Origin of the sequence: Bdellovibrio sp. HCB185ZH (assembly GCF_047302455.1) — a bacterium.
Classification (GTDB): Bacteria; Bdellovibrionota; Bdellovibrionia; order Bdellovibrionales; family Bdellovibrionaceae; genus Bdellovibrio.
Genome location: NZ_CP178624.1, coordinates 1,344,329 through 1,362,871, shown reverse-complemented (window position 1 = coordinate 1,362,871; position 18,543 = coordinate 1,344,329). Strand labels below are relative to the sequence as shown.

The window sequence follows — 18,543 nt, the reverse complement described above, 5'->3', positions numbered from 1 at the left end:
AAAGCCGTGGAATCATGCAATTTCCTGTTCAAGTTACGCTGCAATTTAGAGGGAAATGGAATGTCAGTTAAATTGGAGTGCGGACGATTGCGACCTCGGAGCTGCTTGAACTGGTGCTGTCGCAGGGAAGTTCGTGGAGGAGCGGCTGTTTTTTACCATTTACTATGCCTTTTTTAATTCCGCTATTATGCCGTCGGGCCGGATCAGAAGCTCTGCAAGTCCCAATGAATTCTTCACGGGGTAGGAATCGAAATTTATCGAAATCCATTTTCCTGCATGCAAAAAATCGTTCATCTTTACTCCATCATTAAATTCAAAATTCGGTACACTATGACCTAAAAGAGGATGACCTTCTCCAAGATCATAGTGTGTGTGAATTCCCCAAACTCTGCCGGCAAAGTAGGTGGCGCCGTCGGTGGTGCTGATTAAATCGCGAAAGATGGCATTCAGTGCGCGCGCTGAGGGGCCAGGGCTCATGATGGCGACTTGTGCGCGGGACCAATCCAGAACTTGCATGCCGATGGGTTGGCGTTCGGTTTGATAGGTGTCGAGCAGTCCTTCCGCAGCGGTCCCGTGAATGGTGGCGGCAAGTTTCCATCCCAAATTCATCGCATCACCTAAACCCAAATTTAAACCTTGTCCCCCGAGGGGAGAATGGATGTGGGCGGCATCACCCGCGAGTAGGATTCTGCCATGGCGGTATTTCGTGGCCTGCCTAGCGCGATCTGTCCAGGTTGTCGCCATGTGCAAAGCACTTATTGTGACGTCCGTGTTTGAGATGCGACGAAAAACTTCTTGGACGTGTTCAAGTGTGATCGGTTTGTCAGAACTATGAAAGGATCCTTTGTCGAAATCCTGCAAGTTGATGTAGCCGGGTTGGGATTGCAGATACATTCCCTTGTCCGTGACGACTCTGCCGGGACTTAAGACTTCAGGATTTACGATATCGACTTGTGCCGAGTATCCCGTGAATTCGGGTTCGGTTCCCGCGAATTCAAATCGACCAATTTTGCGAACGGAGCTACGAGCGCCGTCGCAACCCACCAGCCATTTGCTTTTGTAACTGTGGCTGTCAGTTTGAACGGTCACTTCATTCTCAGTTTGACGAAATTCAGTGACAGCTTCACCCCGTTTGATGATCACGCCTAAAGAATCGGCGCGACGAGTGAGGATGGTTTCAATCTCTGCCATCTCTGTCATCAGACTTGCGGGCGGGGAGCTGGGCAGGTGGTATTTCCACTGAGAAGTATTGATGTTTCCTTCCAGAAAAGGAATTCCCGCAAAGTGTCCGACCTGCCGACGCGGACCTTCGGTAATACTGGTTTGGTGAGGATTTTTAAAGCGTTTGTGCAATTCAAATTCTTGCAGCAATCCGCGGCGATCCAGCGCTTCAATCGAGGGCGCATTCAGTCCACGCATTCCAAATGGAAACTTTTTAAGAGGAGAATCAGCAGTGTCTGATTTTTCTAAAACCAAAACTGAGCATTTAGCTAAGGCCACTTCGCAGGCCAGGAACAGGCCGACCGGGCCTGCGCCGGAGATAATGACATCGTAAAGAACCGAATCGTTATTATTCATGATTACTTTCGTGTGAGTCGGCGGGTTTGGCGTTCGCAAAAAAATCTAAAAGACTTTGCGGAGTGTTTTCGCCGAGTAGGATGTCGTGAATTTTTATGGCTTCTTGCGCTTCAGTCTGACTGCGGGGGAAAAGTTCTTTTTCATATGCAGCGAGAGCGGCTTCGATATCGCCAGGGTGAGCAACGATAGCTTTACCAAGTTCCGCGCCATCGAACATCGCAAGGTTCGCGCCTTCACCCGATGGAACCATCAAGTGGGCGGCATCGCCTAGTAACGTCACGCCAGGCACGCGTTTCCATTCATAATCAGCTGGAAGAGTGTGCAAGGGACGAGCAACGGGAATCGTTTCTCCATCGGTGATTAAAGCGCGAAGCTCTGGCGCCCAACCTTCGAATTCTTCGGCAATACGAGCTAGTGCTGCCTTATCAGAAAAGTCGATGTTCGCAAACCACTCCGCTGGTTTATTTAAAGCTATATATGTATGTAAGACACCATTCGGCTCACGGTGGGCCAGAATACCTTTTCCGGGAGTGGTAGCAAACAATGAACCGGAGCCTACAGCTTCTGCGCTGGCCTTATGACGATTTTCTGAATCGTGCAGATAAGTTTCAATGAATGTCGTTCCGGCATAAGTTGGTTTCACATCGTTCAGTAATGGACGAACTTTAGACCAAGCACCTTCTGCTCCAATAAGTAAATCCGTTGTGATGGTCGTACCATTGGCAAAGTTCAATTGATGTTTGCTCTGATCCACGGGAGTGATCGTTTGAATCTTATGTCCCCACAGCACAGTGCCTTCGGGAAGTGATTCAAGTAACATCTGACGAAGTTCGCCGCGTTTGACTTCGGGTCTGCCACCAGTTCCATCATCAGGATCGTGAAGTAATACTTTGCCTTCTTTGCTGATCACGCGCGAAGACTGGCCGCCCGGCATAATCAGTTTTAAAAACTGGTCATAAAGTCCGGCGTCTTTAAGAGCCAACTGCCCATTATGATCGTGAATATCCAGCATGCCACCTTGAGTACGTGCCGTCGGGGAGGCTTCCGCTTCATAAACCCTCGCAGCAATACCGTTAATATGTAGGACACGCGCTAACGTCAGTCCGCCAAGGCCAGCACCGATGATTGCAATGGGGGTGTGAGTGATTTGAGGCATGGGATATCTCCTTACGTCTGGTCGTAGAGTAAGCGATTCCAGTAGAATTTTATAGTGACTTAAATATTTTATGAAGTAAAATTATCCGAAAGGACGTTTAAATCGAATTGATGGCCTGGAGGCGTGTAAATATGGGACTTCGAGAAACGAAAAAGAAACAAACTCGCAAGGCTATATCTGATATGGCGACTCTGCTCTTTATTGAGCGAGGTTATCACAACGTGACGACGGCCGAGATCGCTGAGCGTGCGCAAGTCTCTGTGCCGACTCTGTTCAATTATTTCCCAACCAAAGAAGCCCTGGTTTTTGACGAAGACAGTGACATGGAGCAGGAGCTGGTCGACGCAGTTTTGAACCGTAAAAAAGGGCAGGGCATTTTGGAAGCTTTGTTGGAAATGGGGCTAAAGAATATTGATTTCATCAGTAAGGATCACAAAAAGCAGTACGAAATCTTTATGAAGCTGGTTGATGGCACGCCGGAACTCAGTCTTTATTCAAAGCAAATGTGGATGCGCCACGAGCAGTCTTTGGCAAAAGCGATTCAAAAGGAAAGCAAAAAGAAAGTCAGTGCTCTCGAGGCAGAAGCCGTTGCACGTTTTGTCTTAGATTCATTTTATCGTGCTTTGGGAGAATCAAAACCCAAGGCCGCACTCACTTCGTTATTCGATATTTTAAAAAAAGGATGGAAAGAATAAAGCATTTGTACTGTATGACCCGGTTACGACTCCAGTAGTGTTTCCCTGTCAAAATTACGCCGTTTTGAACTTCTCTGGAGCACCCTTATTAATGGTTCGCATAGTTGATAAACGAAAAAACCATTATTTGCTGGGAGAAGAACGTGTCGAACGCGAAACTTGCACTTGCAGTTTTAACGGTCCTTGGAATGTCTTTGAGTTTCCACGAAGAAGCTCATGCGGGTGGTAAAGGCCACAAGCATCATATCAAATGCGGTCACAAACCACCAAAGCCACCAAAGCCACCTAAGCCGCCAAAACCACCGAAGCCGACGCCTTCAAAACCAACGGCACCTACGCCGACTCCTTCTCCGACTCCGGTGACACCGGTGCCGACTCCGACACCAAGTGTTCCAGCAAATCCGCAGCCGACACCTCAGCCATCGCCGCAACCAACGGCTTCGCCTGCGCCATCGACGACTCCGAAACCGCAACCGCAGGCTCCGGCAAAACCTGAGGAGAAACCTCCAGTGAAGACAGCTGAGCCAACAAAAGAACCAACAAAAGAGCCAGCTCAAGAACCTGCAAAGGAGCCGGCAAAAGAACAGCCAGCTCAGACCGATAATCAAAACAATGAGCAAGAGCCTAATGAAGCAGCTCCGGCTCCAGAGCGTCGTGATAACAAACCGAAAAGAAAATTAAAGGCTAAATTATTGCCGGCGTTTTTCTTGAACTTTGACTGGGGTACGCAAGTTGTTAATAAGACCGAGTACAATCCACGTCTGGCGAAGGCTTTGACCTCAGCGGTGAAAGAGGAATTCAACGCAGCTAACGACACTTTGCTTTCCGGTGATTATTCCGGTGGCTTTCAAGTAACGAAATATAAAAGCGTTGCTGCGGGTGTCGGTGTGAATTTGATGTTCTATTTCGAAAATGCCACGGGCCTTGCGCAATCTTTCTGGGGAAGCATCGGTTTGATTCCTTTCGAAGGCCGCGACATGGTTTCCACGCGCAACGTACGAACTCAGGCAGAAGCTCGCAATTATCCAGCTTTGTCATTGCCGACCAAGGCCTCTGATTTTAACACATGGGCACAAGGTGACAATGTCACTTATGCTTCCAATGGTGGAATTATCTTTTCTTCGTCAATTGGCTTTGCATCCATCGGTGCCGGTCCAACTTATGTCGCTCAAGGTACTTTTCAAACGTACGTAGAAAAAGTGGATAGCAAGAATGTTTACGTGCGTATCGACGATGTCAAGATCGATACCTTGCAAGCACAGATGTCAGTTTCTTTGGCGACAGTCAGCACTTCGAAATTTAAAAGTGTTTCTGAAGGTATCTCCTATATGATCAATGTCCAAGACCCAATGGGCGCGAAAGCGTACAATGACTTGATCAAAGGAAACGTCGCTGGTGTGCAACAGTATGCCGCAAACAATCCGCAAGGCCCGGTTGTGAAGTGGGAGAAAATCAATCAACGCCAAGTTGGTAAGTTGAATAACTTTTTCTTTGGTATTCCTATTTTGGCGTACAAGACTTGGTCTGCAGGAAAGATCTTTGATATTTCTTCAACACAAGCTTTCTATGATCAGACAAATTCGGACATTCAGTACGGAATCTACTTGAAAGAAAAACGCAGCAAGCTGGGCGACACGCACACGTCAACAACCGAAGCGTTTTATGGCGCGGTTGTTAAGGTCAAAGATTTGAAAGATCGCAGTGTTGAGAAAGTGTTGTTTGGCCAATACACATGGTCCGCGGACGACGAATCTTCAAGTCATAAAGACATTCGCACGGCGATCAAAGAACTTGTGAAAAAAACCGGCATGGCAAGCGTTTTAAATGTCAATCTTCCGACTTTGACTGACATGCAATATGCAAAAGTAAATTTCACAGCGACTTTGGATGAAGCTCAGACTTTAAAAGTCATGCACAAGATTTCTGCCATGTCTGAATATCAATTCAAAGCTTTGGTAAATAAAAAAGCTGAAGAGTACACACGCAATGCCGATTTATGGGAACTTTGTCGTAAAGACGAAGGAATGAGCAGCTGTGATATGCGATTAAAATGGAGCGCGAATGATGCTGCAGAAAAAATGTACTCTGCAGTAGGCGACATGGAAATGTACGCTCACCGCAACGACAAAGCCTTCGCTAATTCCTATGCGAACTTCGGTAAGGAAATGTTAAGAAGTCCGTTCTTGTTCCAAACGATCTTAGACATCGCTGGTGCCGGAGTGGAAATGAACTACTCGATCAACAACACATTCATGTCTTCATATAATGTGAAGTACACGACAACGAATGTGCCTGGTCGCTACTACAAAGAATACGTAAAACCAGTAATCTCAGAACTTCCTGGTGTAACAAAAGATGCAGTTAAAAATGGTTTGGCAACATTGCCACCACTAAAACCAGCTCTGTAATAAAAAGGTGCCAGGTCCTATTTACGGGAGCAGCGCGTCCGTAAATAGGACCTGGCACCTAAAGTGGTAAATCGCGGGGCGGGATTTTTCCGTCCTCGAGATAAACCATCACATAATTTTCTGATACGGCTTTTAGAGCACTTGCAACCCGGCGAGAAATCGCTGGGACTAGCATTGAATACGCCACATCGATATCAACGAATTTGAAATTCTTAATATCCATCATCGACACCACGATGTTTTGCGCCTGCTTTTCACTTAAATCGATTGTTCCGAACAGAAAGCTCAGATACTCGCCCTTCACATCTTTGTTAGAGATGTAATCGATCGCCAGGACATGAGTCGGGGTGATGTTAATTCCCAAGTTTTCACGAACTTCTCGCATCAATCCATCCATAGGGGATTCCTCGGCCTCAACTGTGCCACCAGGCAGAATCCATCCCGCAGAATAGCTGGGTTGAACCAAAAGCAGCTGATTTTTATAAAATATCAGGGCGCCGGTGCTGATGCGTTTAGCGGGGAGTGATTCATAATATTCTTTGTCGTCTCTAAAGACGGGTCTAGCCATAGTGGTCTCCTTGACCTCGAGCTCAGGTGATTCCAGAATTGTAGAGCAAGTAGATTTATTTTTGTTGTTACAAAAGGAGAAGACGATGAAAAAAATGTGGCTCGTTCTGGCTTTATTCTTGGGACTTTCGGGCACGGCGCATGCTTCGGTTCTAATTGAGCCGTACTTGGGTTTTGAAATGGGTAAATTCACCGACAACAACCCTGATGCAAAAACAGAGTTGGTTAATATGGGTGCGCGTCTAGCGTGGAAAACTCCAGTTATGTTGTGGTTGGGTGCGGATTACAACTTGGGCGTGAGTGGTAACTACAAACCAGACTCAGGTTCCAACGAAACAATGAAACGTAATACGTTGTTTGCTGTAGCGGGTATTGATCTTCCGATCTTGCTAAGAGGTTGGGTAGGTTACGGTATCACGAGTGAATTGAAAATGGATGGCGGCTCTAACGCTAAATTCACGGGCAACCCAATCAAATTGGGTGTGGGCTTCACGGCTCTTCCGTTCATTTCTATCAACCTTGAGTATATCAACGAAAATATCACTAAAGTTGAAACGAACAGTGGTACAGACGACAGCCCAGACAACAAAGCTAGCTCTTATATGTTGTCAGTTTCTCTTCCTCTTGAGTTCTAATTCGATCTCACAGATTTAAGAATGAAAAGCCGGTGAATAGCCGGCTTTTTTATTTGATTGGGCGCAGCGTTATCGGTAAAGTCGGGGCCTCGTTTTAAGACTGAACCTGAAAGGCTCGCCATGCAACTTACCGGTGAAAACATCACTATTGAAAACCTTTATAAAGCCGCGCACACACCCTCCATGAAAGTGGAGTTGGCGGATTCAGCCCGCGCCGCGATGAAAAAGTCCCGCGACTATATCGAAGGCCGTATTTCTGGTGGTGAAGTGATGTACGGTGTGAACACGGGTTTTGGTGCGTTCTCTTCCGTTCGTATTTCTGATTCTGAAATTGAACAACTGCAAAGAAATCTAATCCGTTCTCACTCCATGGGAATAGGTGCTCCTTTCACAAAAACAGAAACACGCGCGATGATGATCTTGCGTGCGAATGCCTTGGCAAAAGGTCACAGTGGTATTCGTCCGACAGTTGTTGATAAAATTTTGGAATTTTTGAACAACGACATCATCCCGGTTGTACCTTCTCAAGGTTCCGTGGGCGCATCAGGTGACTTGGCACCACTTTCTCACTTGGCATTAACTATCATCGGTGAGGGTGAGGCTTGGGGAGCTGATGGCAATCCTGTTCACGTGAAAGAACTTCTGGAAAAGAAAAAAATCACAGCTCTTGAACTAAAAGCCAAAGAAGGTCTTTCCATGATCAATGGTTGTCAGGTGATGACATCCATCGGTTTGCTTTCTTTATGGGAAGCTCGTCGTTTGCTTTGGATCGCAGACCTTGCGGGAGCCATGACGGTTGAAGGTATGAGAGGTTCCAGAAAACCTTTCGATCCATTGATTCAAGCGAGCCGTCCTCACGCGGGTGAAGGTAAAACAGGTCGCAACCTTATCAAGCTTATGGGTGAGTCGAGTGAAATCGGAGACAGCCATTTGCATGAGCACCAGGATCATCGCGTTCAGGATGCATACTCTCTTCGTTGCATGCCTGCAGTTCACGGCGCGGCTAAAGATGGTATCCGTCACGCTGTTAAAGTTTTGGAAATCGAAGCGAACTCTTCGACGGACAACCCGTTGGTATTTGCTGATGCCAACAAAGTGCTTTCCTGCGGTAATTTCCACGGAATGCCAGTGGCACACGCGATGGATTTCGCGGGTATCGTGATTTCTTCTCAAGCAAGTATTTCTGAGTGTCGTATTTCTAAATTGATCTCGACACAAATGAGTGACCTTCCTCCATTCTTAACTCCAAATGGTGGTTTGAATTCTGGTCACATGATCGTGCAAGTCGCGGCGGCTTCATTGGTTTCCGAAAATAAAGTTTTGGCTCATCCAGCGTCTGTGGATTCAATCCCAACATCTGCTGAAAAAGAAGACCACGTTTCCATGGGAACCATTGCAGCAAGAAAATTTGCACAAATTCTAAGAAACGCAGAGCACGTTGTTGCGATGGAATTGCTATCTGGTGCACAAGCGATTGATTTAATTGCTCCTTTGAAACCATCTGCGGCCGTTAAAGCTGTGCATGATCACATCAGAAAAACAGTTCCATTCGCAAAAGAAGACCGTATCTTCCACAAAGACGTTGAAGCTATCAAAGCGATGATGATCTCTGGGGAACTAATGAACATCGTCGAAAAAACAGTGGGTGAACTTGAGTGGTAAAACGGTGTCTCTGATTGAGACACCGATAACCTAATGTTCCCAAATTCCTTTGCAATTTGATGGCGTTTTTTTTACGTCAATCACTTCTAATTTAGCCGTGGGCGGATAGCGTTCAGCCCGCGGTTCAATTTGCACTTGCGACTTCCGATTATAGGCTACAATGGTCATCGGGGGATGAATGATGAATGCACCATCAAAAATCGCGGCCCTACTTTTCGCTCTGAGCAGTTTGGTTGTCAGTTGCGCTCCATCAGGCAATTCCTGGCAGCTGGATCAATCATCGAGTTCAGAAGAATCCGATCAAGGAGTTAAGCCAACTCCCACGCCATCGGCTTCGCCAAAACCTTCGGTCACTCCGTCGCCAACAGTCAGCCCATCTCCGACAGTTAGTCCTTCGCCTTCGGTGACACCGTCTCCAACGGTGAGCCCGACGGTAACTCCGTCTCCGACTGTTACTCCGAAACCAACGGTGTCACCAACGCCAACAGTTTCGCCATCACCATCGGCGACTCCTTCGCCTACCGCAACACCGATGGTGACAATCACGGAAGTCGTGAACAGTCAAACGGCAACGTCTCACGAAGCAAAAATTCCTGATATTCGTTACGAGTGGCAAAAGAAACCGGAAATCATCATGCAATCTCCGGCGGCTGCAGATATTCCAAGCTGGTTTCCATACACGAAACCCGCATGGTGTACTTTGTTGAATTCCTGGATGCAGGTGTTTGAAGCCGAAGGCAATACGGCCACGAACACACGTGTGCAATATCGTAATTTAAAAATTTACGTTCTGTCCGAATCGACTCGCACGTGGAAGCTGGTCTCCAACAATGCGGGACCTGGAACTGATACGTGGAAGTATCCATTCGATTTCGCAGCCGATGGCGGAACTCGAAATGAATCCACCGGGGGAGTCTCCTTTAAGCCGAAGTACCCGCAGTTCGCCCACGGCTATGGTTCGCAAAATACCATTGTCCCGCAAGACGTGCGTGCTGTGTTTGTATCGATGGACACACGCTTGATTCTGGATAAAGCAACGGGCACAGATGATCGCGCTTCAGCACGCTATCTGGTTAATGTCGGCGCTGACTATTGGCCGAATGCCGCGGCCGTAAATAACTCTTGGCCTTATGCGCCGGGAATAGGGCAGGGTCGATTTATTCTTGCCACTCCAGAGTGGAGAAAAGCAACCATGATCGTGCCTAATGGGCGCTATGGTTCATCCATGCAGGAAATGATCTCGAATCCTCCGCCACTGGATTAATAATATAAATTCCTAAACAAGAAGCACCGCAGAACCTGATAAGGGTTTTGCTGTGCTTTTGCAGAAAGTCGATAGCTTCTTTTGATTCCCTCGCAAAAATGGTGCTAGATTGGCGGCATCTAGAGGAGTTGATATGAAAGCATTGACGGCATTGATCCTTACAAGTTTCTTGGTTCTTCCAGCGTTTGCGAAAAAAACGATTTGGGTGACTGGCACAGGCAGTGCTTCTGGTTCCTGCAAAGGTGGCGATTCTTTCTGCCCACGCAATCTTCAATCTCGCGCTGAAACTACAGCAAAAAACAACGCAAGTTCAACATGCACAATCAAAGGTGGCGTAACGATGGGAATTCCATCTTGCTCTTCACATTGCTCCCCTGGATACATTTCCCCGGGCAACAGCGCTTGGGTTAGCTGCAATGCCAGCTGCCGTGTAAGCTGCCGAGTGGATGACAACGTCCCTGGATTTGGTCTGCAACCAAACGGTTTCTTCGAAGGTTCTGACGAAGAAGAAATTTACTAAAATTAGATGTTCATACTGCGACCCTCTCGGGTCGCTTTCAGTTTTGGAATCCATTTAATAAGCCTGTCTCTAAAAAAGACGGGCTTTGTTGCGTTTGGAGTTCGCAATAGGACTATAATCCATGTACGAATTTGATTCATGCCAGACCTGAAAAACTAAATAGTGTGCTCTGAAATTTGCGGCGGAAAAATTTGGATTCGCCTGCGGGGAGCGGTTTTAATCGCCGTCGTTTAGTTTTACAAAATAATTCACTTTTTGCTCTTGTTTGCTCCGGGAGATTACGACGGCTCGCTATTGCGGTTTGGCGGTCACAGCCGGATCCTATTAACTCTTGAAGGGGAATTCGAGCGGTATCCGGGGGGATTTCGAAGGGAACCGTTTGCTGCCTCAATAAACATCTTAATTAACATAAGGATGATCCATGCAAAGAAGACAAATGTTGCAATCCGCTGCCAGCTCTTTAGTTACTGCTCTGTCACTTGCTACTATTTCCAGAAATGCTGAGGCAGCTGCTTTGCCAGCAAGTTATGCTCAGGGGGACATCGGGTCAGTCATAGAGCTGCGTTCCACAAGACCTTCAATTAATGGCGCTAAGATGACAGTAAGAAGCTACCACTCGGGGCTAAACGTTGGTGGTGGCGAATTTATCGGTTACTTGTCCAACGGAACAGATGATGGCGGAACGGTCTTTGCTGGCAATGGTTTTTATTGGCGTCGCGTGATCAATGATCCCAACAATCTGACTATTTTTGATTTTGGTGCAAAGGCCGACGGCACAACTGATGCGGCACCGGCGATCAAAGCGATGTATGCATGGTCAAAAGCTAACAACTTAGTGCAAATGGGCGTTCAGTTTCCTGCGGGTACTTTCTATGTCTCTCGCGTGGATATGGGAACAGCAGAGATTCCATTTTTCCGTTTGGCGGGAGCGAGTGTAAATTTCGGTTATTTCGCTGCAACAACGATAATCTCGGATGGCAAGACTTCTCAAGTGTTTAAGGTCAATGCGCGCAGAGCGGAGCTTTCAAATCTGATCTTTAAGGGACAGATTGATAAATTTATGAATTACCAAGGGTTCTTTGATAATATTTGTGAGGGTGGACAGTTTTTCCGTGGATCCCAGTTGCGCTTTCAGAATGTCGGAGGGGCTTCTTTAAGTCTCATGGATACGCTAGATTGCAAAATTGACCAGTTCTACGCTAATGCCTGTATAAATGATATTGTTAGAGCTAGATGGTCAGGCCGAGAAGCTGGAGCTTGGGATCACAGCACTGCGGTTGAGCTTTCCAACTTCAATGTTCAAAAATGCACAAGCGGAAAAGTTTTAAACTTGCCGCGTTGTACTCAGTCGATAATCCATAATGGGTGGATTGAGCACTGCGATAATCCAGGCGATATCTCCAACGGACAATGGATTATCGATGCCTTAAGTCTTGAAGGCTGTACGAAACCGTTGAACGCGCGTTGGTCGCGCTTGAATTCGCGTCAGATTAATTTGCAATCTGGAAGCAGTATTGACAATACCATGCAGGGCACTGAGCCCAGCCGCTGGTTGAGCGCATGGGAGATGGGTTCGGCGAGAATTGAGTCCTTTGGTGCTGCCTTCGACGGAAGTCTAAAATACAATTTCCTTACTTCACGTTTTAGACTGAGCAACGATACTGGTCAGGCGACTTGGTTTCAGTTAGGAAATTTCTTTACTCCGACCATGGGTGATAGTTGGGAAATTGAACTATTTGGTCAAACACAGTACGGCAATGGCAGTGACACTCAGGTACTGATGAATCCGGTCAGTGGCAAAACCACGGGCGGAAAAGCTATCATTCATATGCAACACAAAACGGATAAGTTGGCGGAAGCCAGCTGGTCGGCAGAAGGAAATTCTCCCGTACTTGAAGTTCGAATTGTGCAACGATCTGCCACAGATACTAGAGTCTTCGTGAAGATTGCTAACTGGACTCCGATTGTTATGGTGTTAATGAAAGCCAATGGTAAGGATCGCTTTATGGCTGGGCAATGCTTGCGCTTTGACCCCGTCATGACAGCTGAAAATCCTCCGAATAACAGTCCACTAGCTCCTCAGCGCTTTAGTTTGCACAACGGAAAAGCCGGCATCGGTGGTAACGAGCAGGGTGATTTGTTGATGGCGTCGCGAGTTCTATCTGCTTCGCAAGTCGACACCAGCAAAGCCAAAGGTTACTTGTCCGTGGTGATCAATGGTGAGCAAGTTGCCATTCCATATTTTGATGTGAAGTAAAATTCTTGTTTCCAATTCAAAGCCTGATCAGAAATGATCAGGCTTTATTCCACGACCTTGAAGCGTGCCTTCGAGTTTTGCGCGATATAATTTCATTAAAGGTTCTTTGGCGGCATCGCCTTCGATAATTCCGATAGCTTCTGCGATGGCTTGCAATGTTGCCATACCCTCGGCTGTGGTTTCTGCGCGCATGTGTACTGGCGACTGATTCGGAGTTTTGATCATCACTCGCGGGACGTCTTTTAATTCATGATGACGATAATGAACTTTACTGGCTTGGCGCCAATTTCCATCCGGAACAATTAATTGAATCGGGCGAGGATCTTCAGCGACAAACTCTGCCGTCAATTCTCTGGCATCGTCCGATGGATAAAACATGAGGGTGCGATATTGGGGAGTTAGCAAATCACTCAAGTCCAAAGCATTTTGATCGGCTCCGCGGATGCGCATTTCGCTATTCACCAGGGCTTCAATCGCAAGTCTGCCGGTGTTGGTCGTGCGCTTAAGTTCTTTTGCGTGAACCACCAAGCACAGACGAGTTTTAAGGGTCAGTTTGGGAATGAACGCACAAACGCAGCGGCTTTTGTTTAAAAAGCACACGGGGCAAGGGTCTTTGGTCTTTCTTTTGCGTTCTAGAGTCATTGGCGCACTATTGATGCAGAGCGCTCAATTGTCAATACCAGCGACCTTTGTTAGGTTCTAGCTCTTCAGATTTTAAAGGAGAGCACATGTCTCGCGTCGTTAAGGCCCCAACGGGTAACAAGATGGTTTGTAAAGGCTGGCTTCAAGAAGCCGCTTACCGCATGATCCAAAACAATTTGGATCCTTCAATTGCTGAACATCCAGAAAATCTGGTTGTGTATGGTGGTATCGGTAAAGCCGCTCGTAACTGGGAATGCTTCGATAAAATCCTGGAAGCTCTTAAAGTACTAGAAAACGACGAGACTCTTTTGGTTCAATCAGGTAAACCAATCGGTATCTTGAAAACTCACGAAGACGCTCCTCGCGTGTTGCTTGCGAACTCGAACCTTGTTCCTAAGTGGTCGACTTGGGAAGTCTTCAATGAGCTCGATAAAAAAGGTTTGATGATGTACGGCCAAATGACGGCGGGTTCTTGGATCTACATCGGAACTCAAGGAATCATTCAAGGGACTTACGAGTCGTTTGTTGAAGCAGGTCGCCAGTACTTCAATGGTGATTTGAAGGGCCGTGTGATCTTGACAGCGGGCTTGGGTGGTATGGGTGGAGCACAACCTCTTGCAGGTGTGTTCGCTGGTGCCTGCGTGCTTGCAGTAGAAATTGATCCAACTCGTATTCAAAAACGTCTTGAAACTAAATACGTTGATGAAGTGGCAACGGACATCGACGATGCGATTGCGCGAATCAAAAAATACACGGCTGCAGGAGAAGCAAAGTCTGTAGCTCTTCAAGGCAACATGGCGACAGTCATTCACCAATTGATCGACAAGGGTTTCACTCCGGATCTTTTGACTGACCAAACTTCTGCGCATGATCCATTGGTGGGGTATATCCCTGAAGGTTACACCGTCGAAACAGCAAAAACTTTCCGCGAGAAAGATCAAACAGCGTACTTGAAGGCAGCTTATGACTCTATGGCAAAACACGTTCGTGGGATGCTTGCGATGAAAGACAAGGGAGCCGTGACTTTCGATTACGGTAATAACTTGCGTGCACGTGCTCAAGAAGCGGGTGTTGAAAATGCATTCGATTACCCAGGGTTCGTTCCTGCGTTCATCCGTCCTTTGTTCTGCAAAGGCTCTGGTCCATTCCGCTGGGTGGCTTTGTCTGGTGATCCAGCTGATATCAAAGTGACTGACGATGCGATGAGAAAACTATTCCCACATAAAAAAGATCTTTTGCGTTGGTTGGATATGGCTGAAGAGCGTATCGCCTTCCAAGGTCTTCCAGCGCGTATCTGCTGGCTTGAATACGGCGAGCGTGCGAAAGCCGGTGCTATGCTGAATCAACTTGTGGCAGAGGGCAAAGTAAAAGCTCCGATCGTTATCGGTCGTGATCACTTGGACTGTGGATCTGTGGCTTCACCAAATCGCGAAACAGAAGCGATGAAAGACGGTTCCGATGCAGTCAGTGACTGGGCGCTTTTGAATGCCATGGTTAACACTGCTTGTGGGGCTACATGGGTAAGTCTTCACCACGGTGGTGGTGTTGGTATGGGTTACAGCCAACATGCGGGCCAAGTTATCGTGGCAGACGGCACTGAAAAAGCAGCACGCCGCTTAGAGCGCGTATTAACGGCCGATCCAGCTATGGGCGTTTTCAGACATTTGGACGCTGGTTACGACCTTGCAAAACAAACCGCAAAAGAGCGCGGTGTGAATAGCTGTTGGTTGTAAAACTGCAGAACATAATAGTTCTAAAATTTGTTACTTAACGGGATATTTAACTGGCCGAAGTGAAAAACACTTCGGCCTTTTTTCTCATATTCACATTGTCTCTGCTTGATAATTTCACTCTCAGACAAAGGCTGCGTATTCTCAGCTAATTCATGTTTGCATTCCTGTGCCATCAGTCAGACCATTAATTGATGGTTTAAAAAACTGGAGGTCTTCATGATGTCTCACAAGATTATTCTCAGTACGATTCTCGCATCATTTTCATTAGCTCCCTTAAGTTTCGCAAATGCTCAAGCCAAAGGCGCACCCGATGTTGTGCGCGTGGGAAATTTAAAATTCGCGCACTACGGTGCTATCAGCTATATGCAGGAATACTGCGGTAAATATAATTTAAAAGTTCAAGAGCGCGTGTTCGCAAAAGGTATCGATATCATGCCTGCGATCATTGCCGGAGAAATCGATGTCGCTGCCAGTGCGGCAGATGCCGCGATCGCAGGTCGAGCAAGCAAAGTTCCCATCTATGCCATTGCAGGTTTCGCTGAAGGTGGCGCACGTATCGTTGCGGGGAAAGATTCAAAGATCACTTCGATCAAAGATTTCAAAGGCAAGAAAGTTGGTGTCGCACGTGGGGGAGCACAGGAGTTATTGCTTCTGGCAGAGCTTGCGAAAAATAATCTGACCTGGTCTGATAAACCGGGCAAAGACGTGACGATTGTTTATATGGCCTTTGCCGATTTGAACCAGGCCTTGGCTGCAAAACAAATCGACGCCATGGCACAGAGTGAACCGCAGTCATCTCAAGCTATTAACAAAGGCTGGGGCACAGAATTGATGAAACCCTACGATACAGAGATGGGGAAACCAATTCGTACTCTGGTCATGACAGAAAAAATGTACAAAGAGAAAAAACCCGTCGCTGAAAGATTCGTAAAATGTTTCGTCGAAGTGACTCAGCTATTCATGGATAAACCTGATGTGGCTGAAAAGTTCGTCGTCGAAAAAATGTTTAAAGGCCAGATCACAAGTCAGGACTTTAAAGACGCTATCGGCAATTCTCCTTACGTGTATCACTTAACGGCAGAGCACATTCAAATCACCACAGACTTTATGCAAAAATTCGGTGTGGGTCGTATGCAGACTCCACCAAAGGCAACGGACTGGGTGAAACTTGATTTGCTTGAAGATGCGAAAAAATCTTTGGGCGTGAAATAGGGGACTTGATGGCTAAGGCTAAAATTGATTTCCTATCGCGTATCAAAGGGATTTGGGTGCCAATACTGGCTGTTGCCATCTGGGAGCTGGTGGTTCGCATTGGTTGGGTGAATCCGCAAGTTTTGCCGGCACCGTCTGCGGTGATTGTGCGATGGTATCAATACCTGATGCCTCAAGAAGCCTATGATCCTGCATCAGGAGTATCCAAAGTATCCTGGATGTTTTCCGGGGAGCTTGTTCACGATTTATGGGCCAGCTTTTACCGCGTGATCCTGGGATGTGTGATTGGGGGAGTCTTGGCATTGCCACTCGGTCTTTTGATGGGAGCAAGCCAAAAGGTTTACGATTACTTTAACCCCTTGGTTCAAGTGCTTCGTCCGATTCCTCCGATTGCTTACATTCCGCTTGCGATCTTGTGGTTTGGGCTGGGAAATCCTCCAGCAGTATTCTTGATCGCATTGGGAGCGTTCTTCCCCATCCTGATGAATACCATCGTGGGAGTGCGAGCCGTGGATTCTATTTATATCCGCGCCGCTCGTAATTTAGGTGCGGGTTCTTTTTTAATGTTTAGAAAAGTGATCGTGCCGGCGGCCATGCCTTACATCCTAAGCGGCATTCGCATTGGTATCGGAACGGGATTCATCTGTATGATCGTTGCAGAAATGATCGCAGTGAACTCGGGTCTGGGTTACCGGATTCTGGAGGCTCGCGAATATTTCTGGTCGGATAAAATTATCGCAGGGATGTTTTCCATTGGTCTTTTGGGCCTAGCGATCGATACCGTGGTGGATAAATTGAACAACTACTTGCTACGTTGGCACCGAGGTCTTGAATAATGGCAAATACAGAAACTCAAATCAAAGTTCAAGGCGTCGATAAAATCTTCGTCGGTGGCGAAGAAGGTAAAGACGTCATCGCGCTGAAGGATATCAATATCGAAATTCCTCGCGGGCAGTTCTTATGTCTGCTGGGACCTTCTGGCTGCGGCAAGAGTACGCTCTTAAACGCGATCGCGGGATTTTCTTTACCCACGAATGGACAAGTTCTAGTCGAAAACAAAGTGATCGCCGAACCGGGCCCAGACCGCGGCATGGTTTTTCAGGAGTATGCGTTATTTCCATGGATGTCGGTCGAAGACAATATCACCTTCGGTCTACGCATCAAAAAGAATGTGCCCGAAGAGCAAATCCAAAAGACCTTGGAATCTTTGCTAGAAAAATTAAAACTAACAGAATTCCGCAAGCGTTTCCCAAAAGACCTCTCGGGAGGTATGCGCCAACGTGTCGCGATCGCGCGCGTATTGGCCTTGGATCCGCCGATCATGTTAATGGATGAGCCCTTCGGAGCCTTGGACGCCTTAACCCGCAGAAGTCTGCAAGACGAGCTGATTAAGCTGTGGCAGGAAACCAAAAAAACCGTGGTCTTTGTGACTCACAGTATGGAAGAGGCGATTTACCTGGCAGACCGAATCGTCGTCATGACCTACCGACCAGGCACCGTAAAAAAAGACCTGATCGTAGATCTGCCTCGCCCAAGAAACCCAGCCGCCAACGATTTCAACGCCCTTAAACGCGAAATCAGCGACATGGTCATGGCCGAGCAAAACCGCTTCCAAAACGCCCAGATCCGTGGCTCCACCGGGGATTAAATCAAATTCCTATTCAATAGTGCCTTTAGTTCGATGGAGTTCTCGGCATCCGCCGAGAACTTTATGCGAATATTCACTGGAGCCAAGCAGGCTTCCGCATAGGTCATTCTGTAGGTGACTCTGACATTTTGCTTATCATCGCTGATCGCGACGTTAAAGTGACCAGGAAAATAATTTTGATTCGTTTCGAATTGCAAATAAGTCGAATCGATTTGTACGAACAAGGGGTGGCTTAGAAAACTCGCGGCTTTTGAAACATCAAAGTCCAATGTCCAAAGGATGTTTTCATTTTGCACTTCCGCAGGAACGTCACCGCGTTGAATAATATCCAACACACGGTTGATCTGTTCCCGACTCAAGTTTCCCTTGTTCATCGCCGATGTGACGGCGGCTTCATTCGAGCGCTGCAGAAAGGAATCCATCCTTTTGCGATACATTCGGCAACTCGTCTGTTCTTGTGTCTCATTCAGCACCTGAGCTGTTTGAATTTTAATTTCGCCGACAAGATTGTCGGCGAGAGCTGACTGAGAACACATTAAGATAAGACTTAAAAGAAACCGTTTCAT

The 18,543-nt window shown here is 47.1% G+C and carries 16 protein-coding genes; 11 read left to right on the top strand and 5 right to left on the bottom strand.

Annotation, left to right across the window (positions count from 1 at the left end; all coding sequences use genetic code 11):
* Positions 1-162 precede the first annotated feature (162 nt).
* Complete coding sequence (locus ACLSU7_RS06640) at positions 163-1,578, bottom strand: FAD-dependent monooxygenase (RefSeq protein WP_413294775.1); 1,416 nt, start codon at positions 1,576-1,578, stop codon at positions 163-165.
* Complete coding sequence (locus ACLSU7_RS06635) at positions 1,571-2,734, bottom strand: FAD-dependent oxidoreductase (RefSeq protein WP_413294774.1); 1,164 nt, start codon at positions 2,732-2,734, stop codon at positions 1,571-1,573. Before ACLSU7_RS06635 ends, ACLSU7_RS06640 begins: the two co-directional genes overlap by 8 nt.
* Positions 2,735-2,865: 131 nt before the next feature.
* On the opposite strand from ACLSU7_RS06635, the gene ACLSU7_RS06630 reads away from it, so the two are divergent.
* Positions 2,866-3,429, top strand: coding sequence for a TetR/AcrR family transcriptional regulator (locus tag ACLSU7_RS06630; protein WP_413294773.1), 564 nt, complete (start codon positions 2,866-2,868; stop codon positions 3,427-3,429).
* A 143-nt stretch (positions 3,430-3,572) separates the two neighbouring features.
* The gene (locus tag ACLSU7_RS06625) at positions 3,573-5,837 is read left to right on the top strand and encodes a hypothetical protein (protein WP_413294772.1); all 2,265 of its coding nucleotides are present in this window, start codon (positions 3,573-3,575) and stop codon (positions 5,835-5,837) included.
* 58 nt (positions 5,838-5,895) lie between these two features.
* Here ACLSU7_RS06625 and ACLSU7_RS06620 read toward each other — a convergent pair whose 3' ends face one another.
* Positions 5,896-6,405 (bottom strand): NUDIX domain-containing protein, encoded by a 510-nt coding sequence (locus tag ACLSU7_RS06620; protein ID WP_413294771.1) that lies wholly within the window; start codon positions 6,403-6,405, stop codon positions 5,896-5,898.
* An 85-nt stretch (positions 6,406-6,490) separates the two neighbouring features.
* Between ACLSU7_RS06620 and ACLSU7_RS06615 the strand changes: the two genes are divergently transcribed.
* The 5 genes from ACLSU7_RS06615 to ACLSU7_RS06595 all read left to right on the top strand — a co-directional run bounded on the left by ACLSU7_RS06615 (position 6,491) and on the right by ACLSU7_RS06595 (position 12,742).
* On the top strand, positions 6,491-7,039 hold the full coding sequence (locus ACLSU7_RS06615) for a hypothetical protein (protein ID WP_413294770.1): 549 nt from the start codon (positions 6,491-6,493) through the stop codon (positions 7,037-7,039).
* Positions 7,040-7,159: 120 nt separating this feature from the next.
* On the top strand, positions 7,160-8,701 hold the full coding sequence (gene hutH, locus ACLSU7_RS06610; protein WP_413294769.1) for a histidine ammonia-lyase: 1,542 nt from the start codon (positions 7,160-7,162) through the stop codon (positions 8,699-8,701).
* Positions 8,702-8,879: 178 nt separating this feature from the next.
* Positions 8,880-9,965, top strand: coding sequence for a hypothetical protein (locus ACLSU7_RS06605; RefSeq protein WP_413294768.1), 1,086 nt, complete (start codon positions 8,880-8,882; stop codon positions 9,963-9,965).
* Positions 9,966-10,098: 133 nt separating this feature from the next.
* Complete coding sequence (locus ACLSU7_RS06600; protein ID WP_413294767.1) at positions 10,099-10,485, top strand: hypothetical protein; 387 nt, start codon at positions 10,099-10,101, stop codon at positions 10,483-10,485.
* A 421-nt stretch (positions 10,486-10,906) separates the two neighbouring features.
* Positions 10,907-12,742, top strand: a complete 1,836-nt coding sequence (locus ACLSU7_RS06595; protein WP_413294766.1) for an amylovoran biosynthesis protein AmsF — start codon at positions 10,907-10,909, stop codon at positions 12,740-12,742.
* A 27-nt stretch (positions 12,743-12,769) separates the two neighbouring features.
* Here the strand turns inward: ACLSU7_RS06595 and ACLSU7_RS06590 are convergent, their stop codons facing one another.
* Positions 12,770-13,384, bottom strand: coding sequence for a tRNA-uridine aminocarboxypropyltransferase (locus tag ACLSU7_RS06590; protein WP_413294765.1), 615 nt, complete (start codon positions 13,382-13,384; stop codon positions 12,770-12,772).
* 86 nt (positions 13,385-13,470) lie between these two features.
* Here ACLSU7_RS06590 and hutU point away from each other — a divergent pair, with 86 nt between their 5' ends.
* From hutU to ACLSU7_RS06570, 4 genes are all read left to right on the top strand, one after another.
* The gene (gene hutU / locus ACLSU7_RS06585; protein WP_413294764.1) at positions 13,471-15,117 is read left to right on the top strand and encodes a urocanate hydratase; all 1,647 of its coding nucleotides are present in this window, start codon (positions 13,471-13,473) and stop codon (positions 15,115-15,117) included.
* Positions 15,118-15,333: 216 nt separating this feature from the next.
* Complete coding sequence (locus ACLSU7_RS06580; RefSeq protein WP_413294763.1) at positions 15,334-16,329, top strand: ABC transporter substrate-binding protein; 996 nt, start codon at positions 15,334-15,336, stop codon at positions 16,327-16,329.
* An 8-nt stretch (positions 16,330-16,337) separates the two neighbouring features.
* Positions 16,338-17,165, top strand: a complete 828-nt coding sequence (locus ACLSU7_RS06575) for an ABC transporter permease (protein ID WP_413294762.1) — start codon at positions 16,338-16,340, stop codon at positions 17,163-17,165.
* Positions 17,165-17,977, top strand: a complete 813-nt coding sequence (locus ACLSU7_RS06570) for an ABC transporter ATP-binding protein (RefSeq protein WP_413294761.1) — start codon at positions 17,165-17,167, stop codon at positions 17,975-17,977. Before ACLSU7_RS06575 ends, ACLSU7_RS06570 begins: the two co-directional genes overlap by 1 nt.
* Here the strand turns inward: ACLSU7_RS06570 and ACLSU7_RS06565 are convergent.
* A complete protein-coding gene (locus ACLSU7_RS06565; RefSeq protein ID WP_413294760.1) occupies positions 17,974-18,543 on the bottom strand; it encodes a hypothetical protein in 570 nt (189 codons plus the stop codon). The genes ACLSU7_RS06570 and ACLSU7_RS06565 overlap by 4 nt on opposite strands.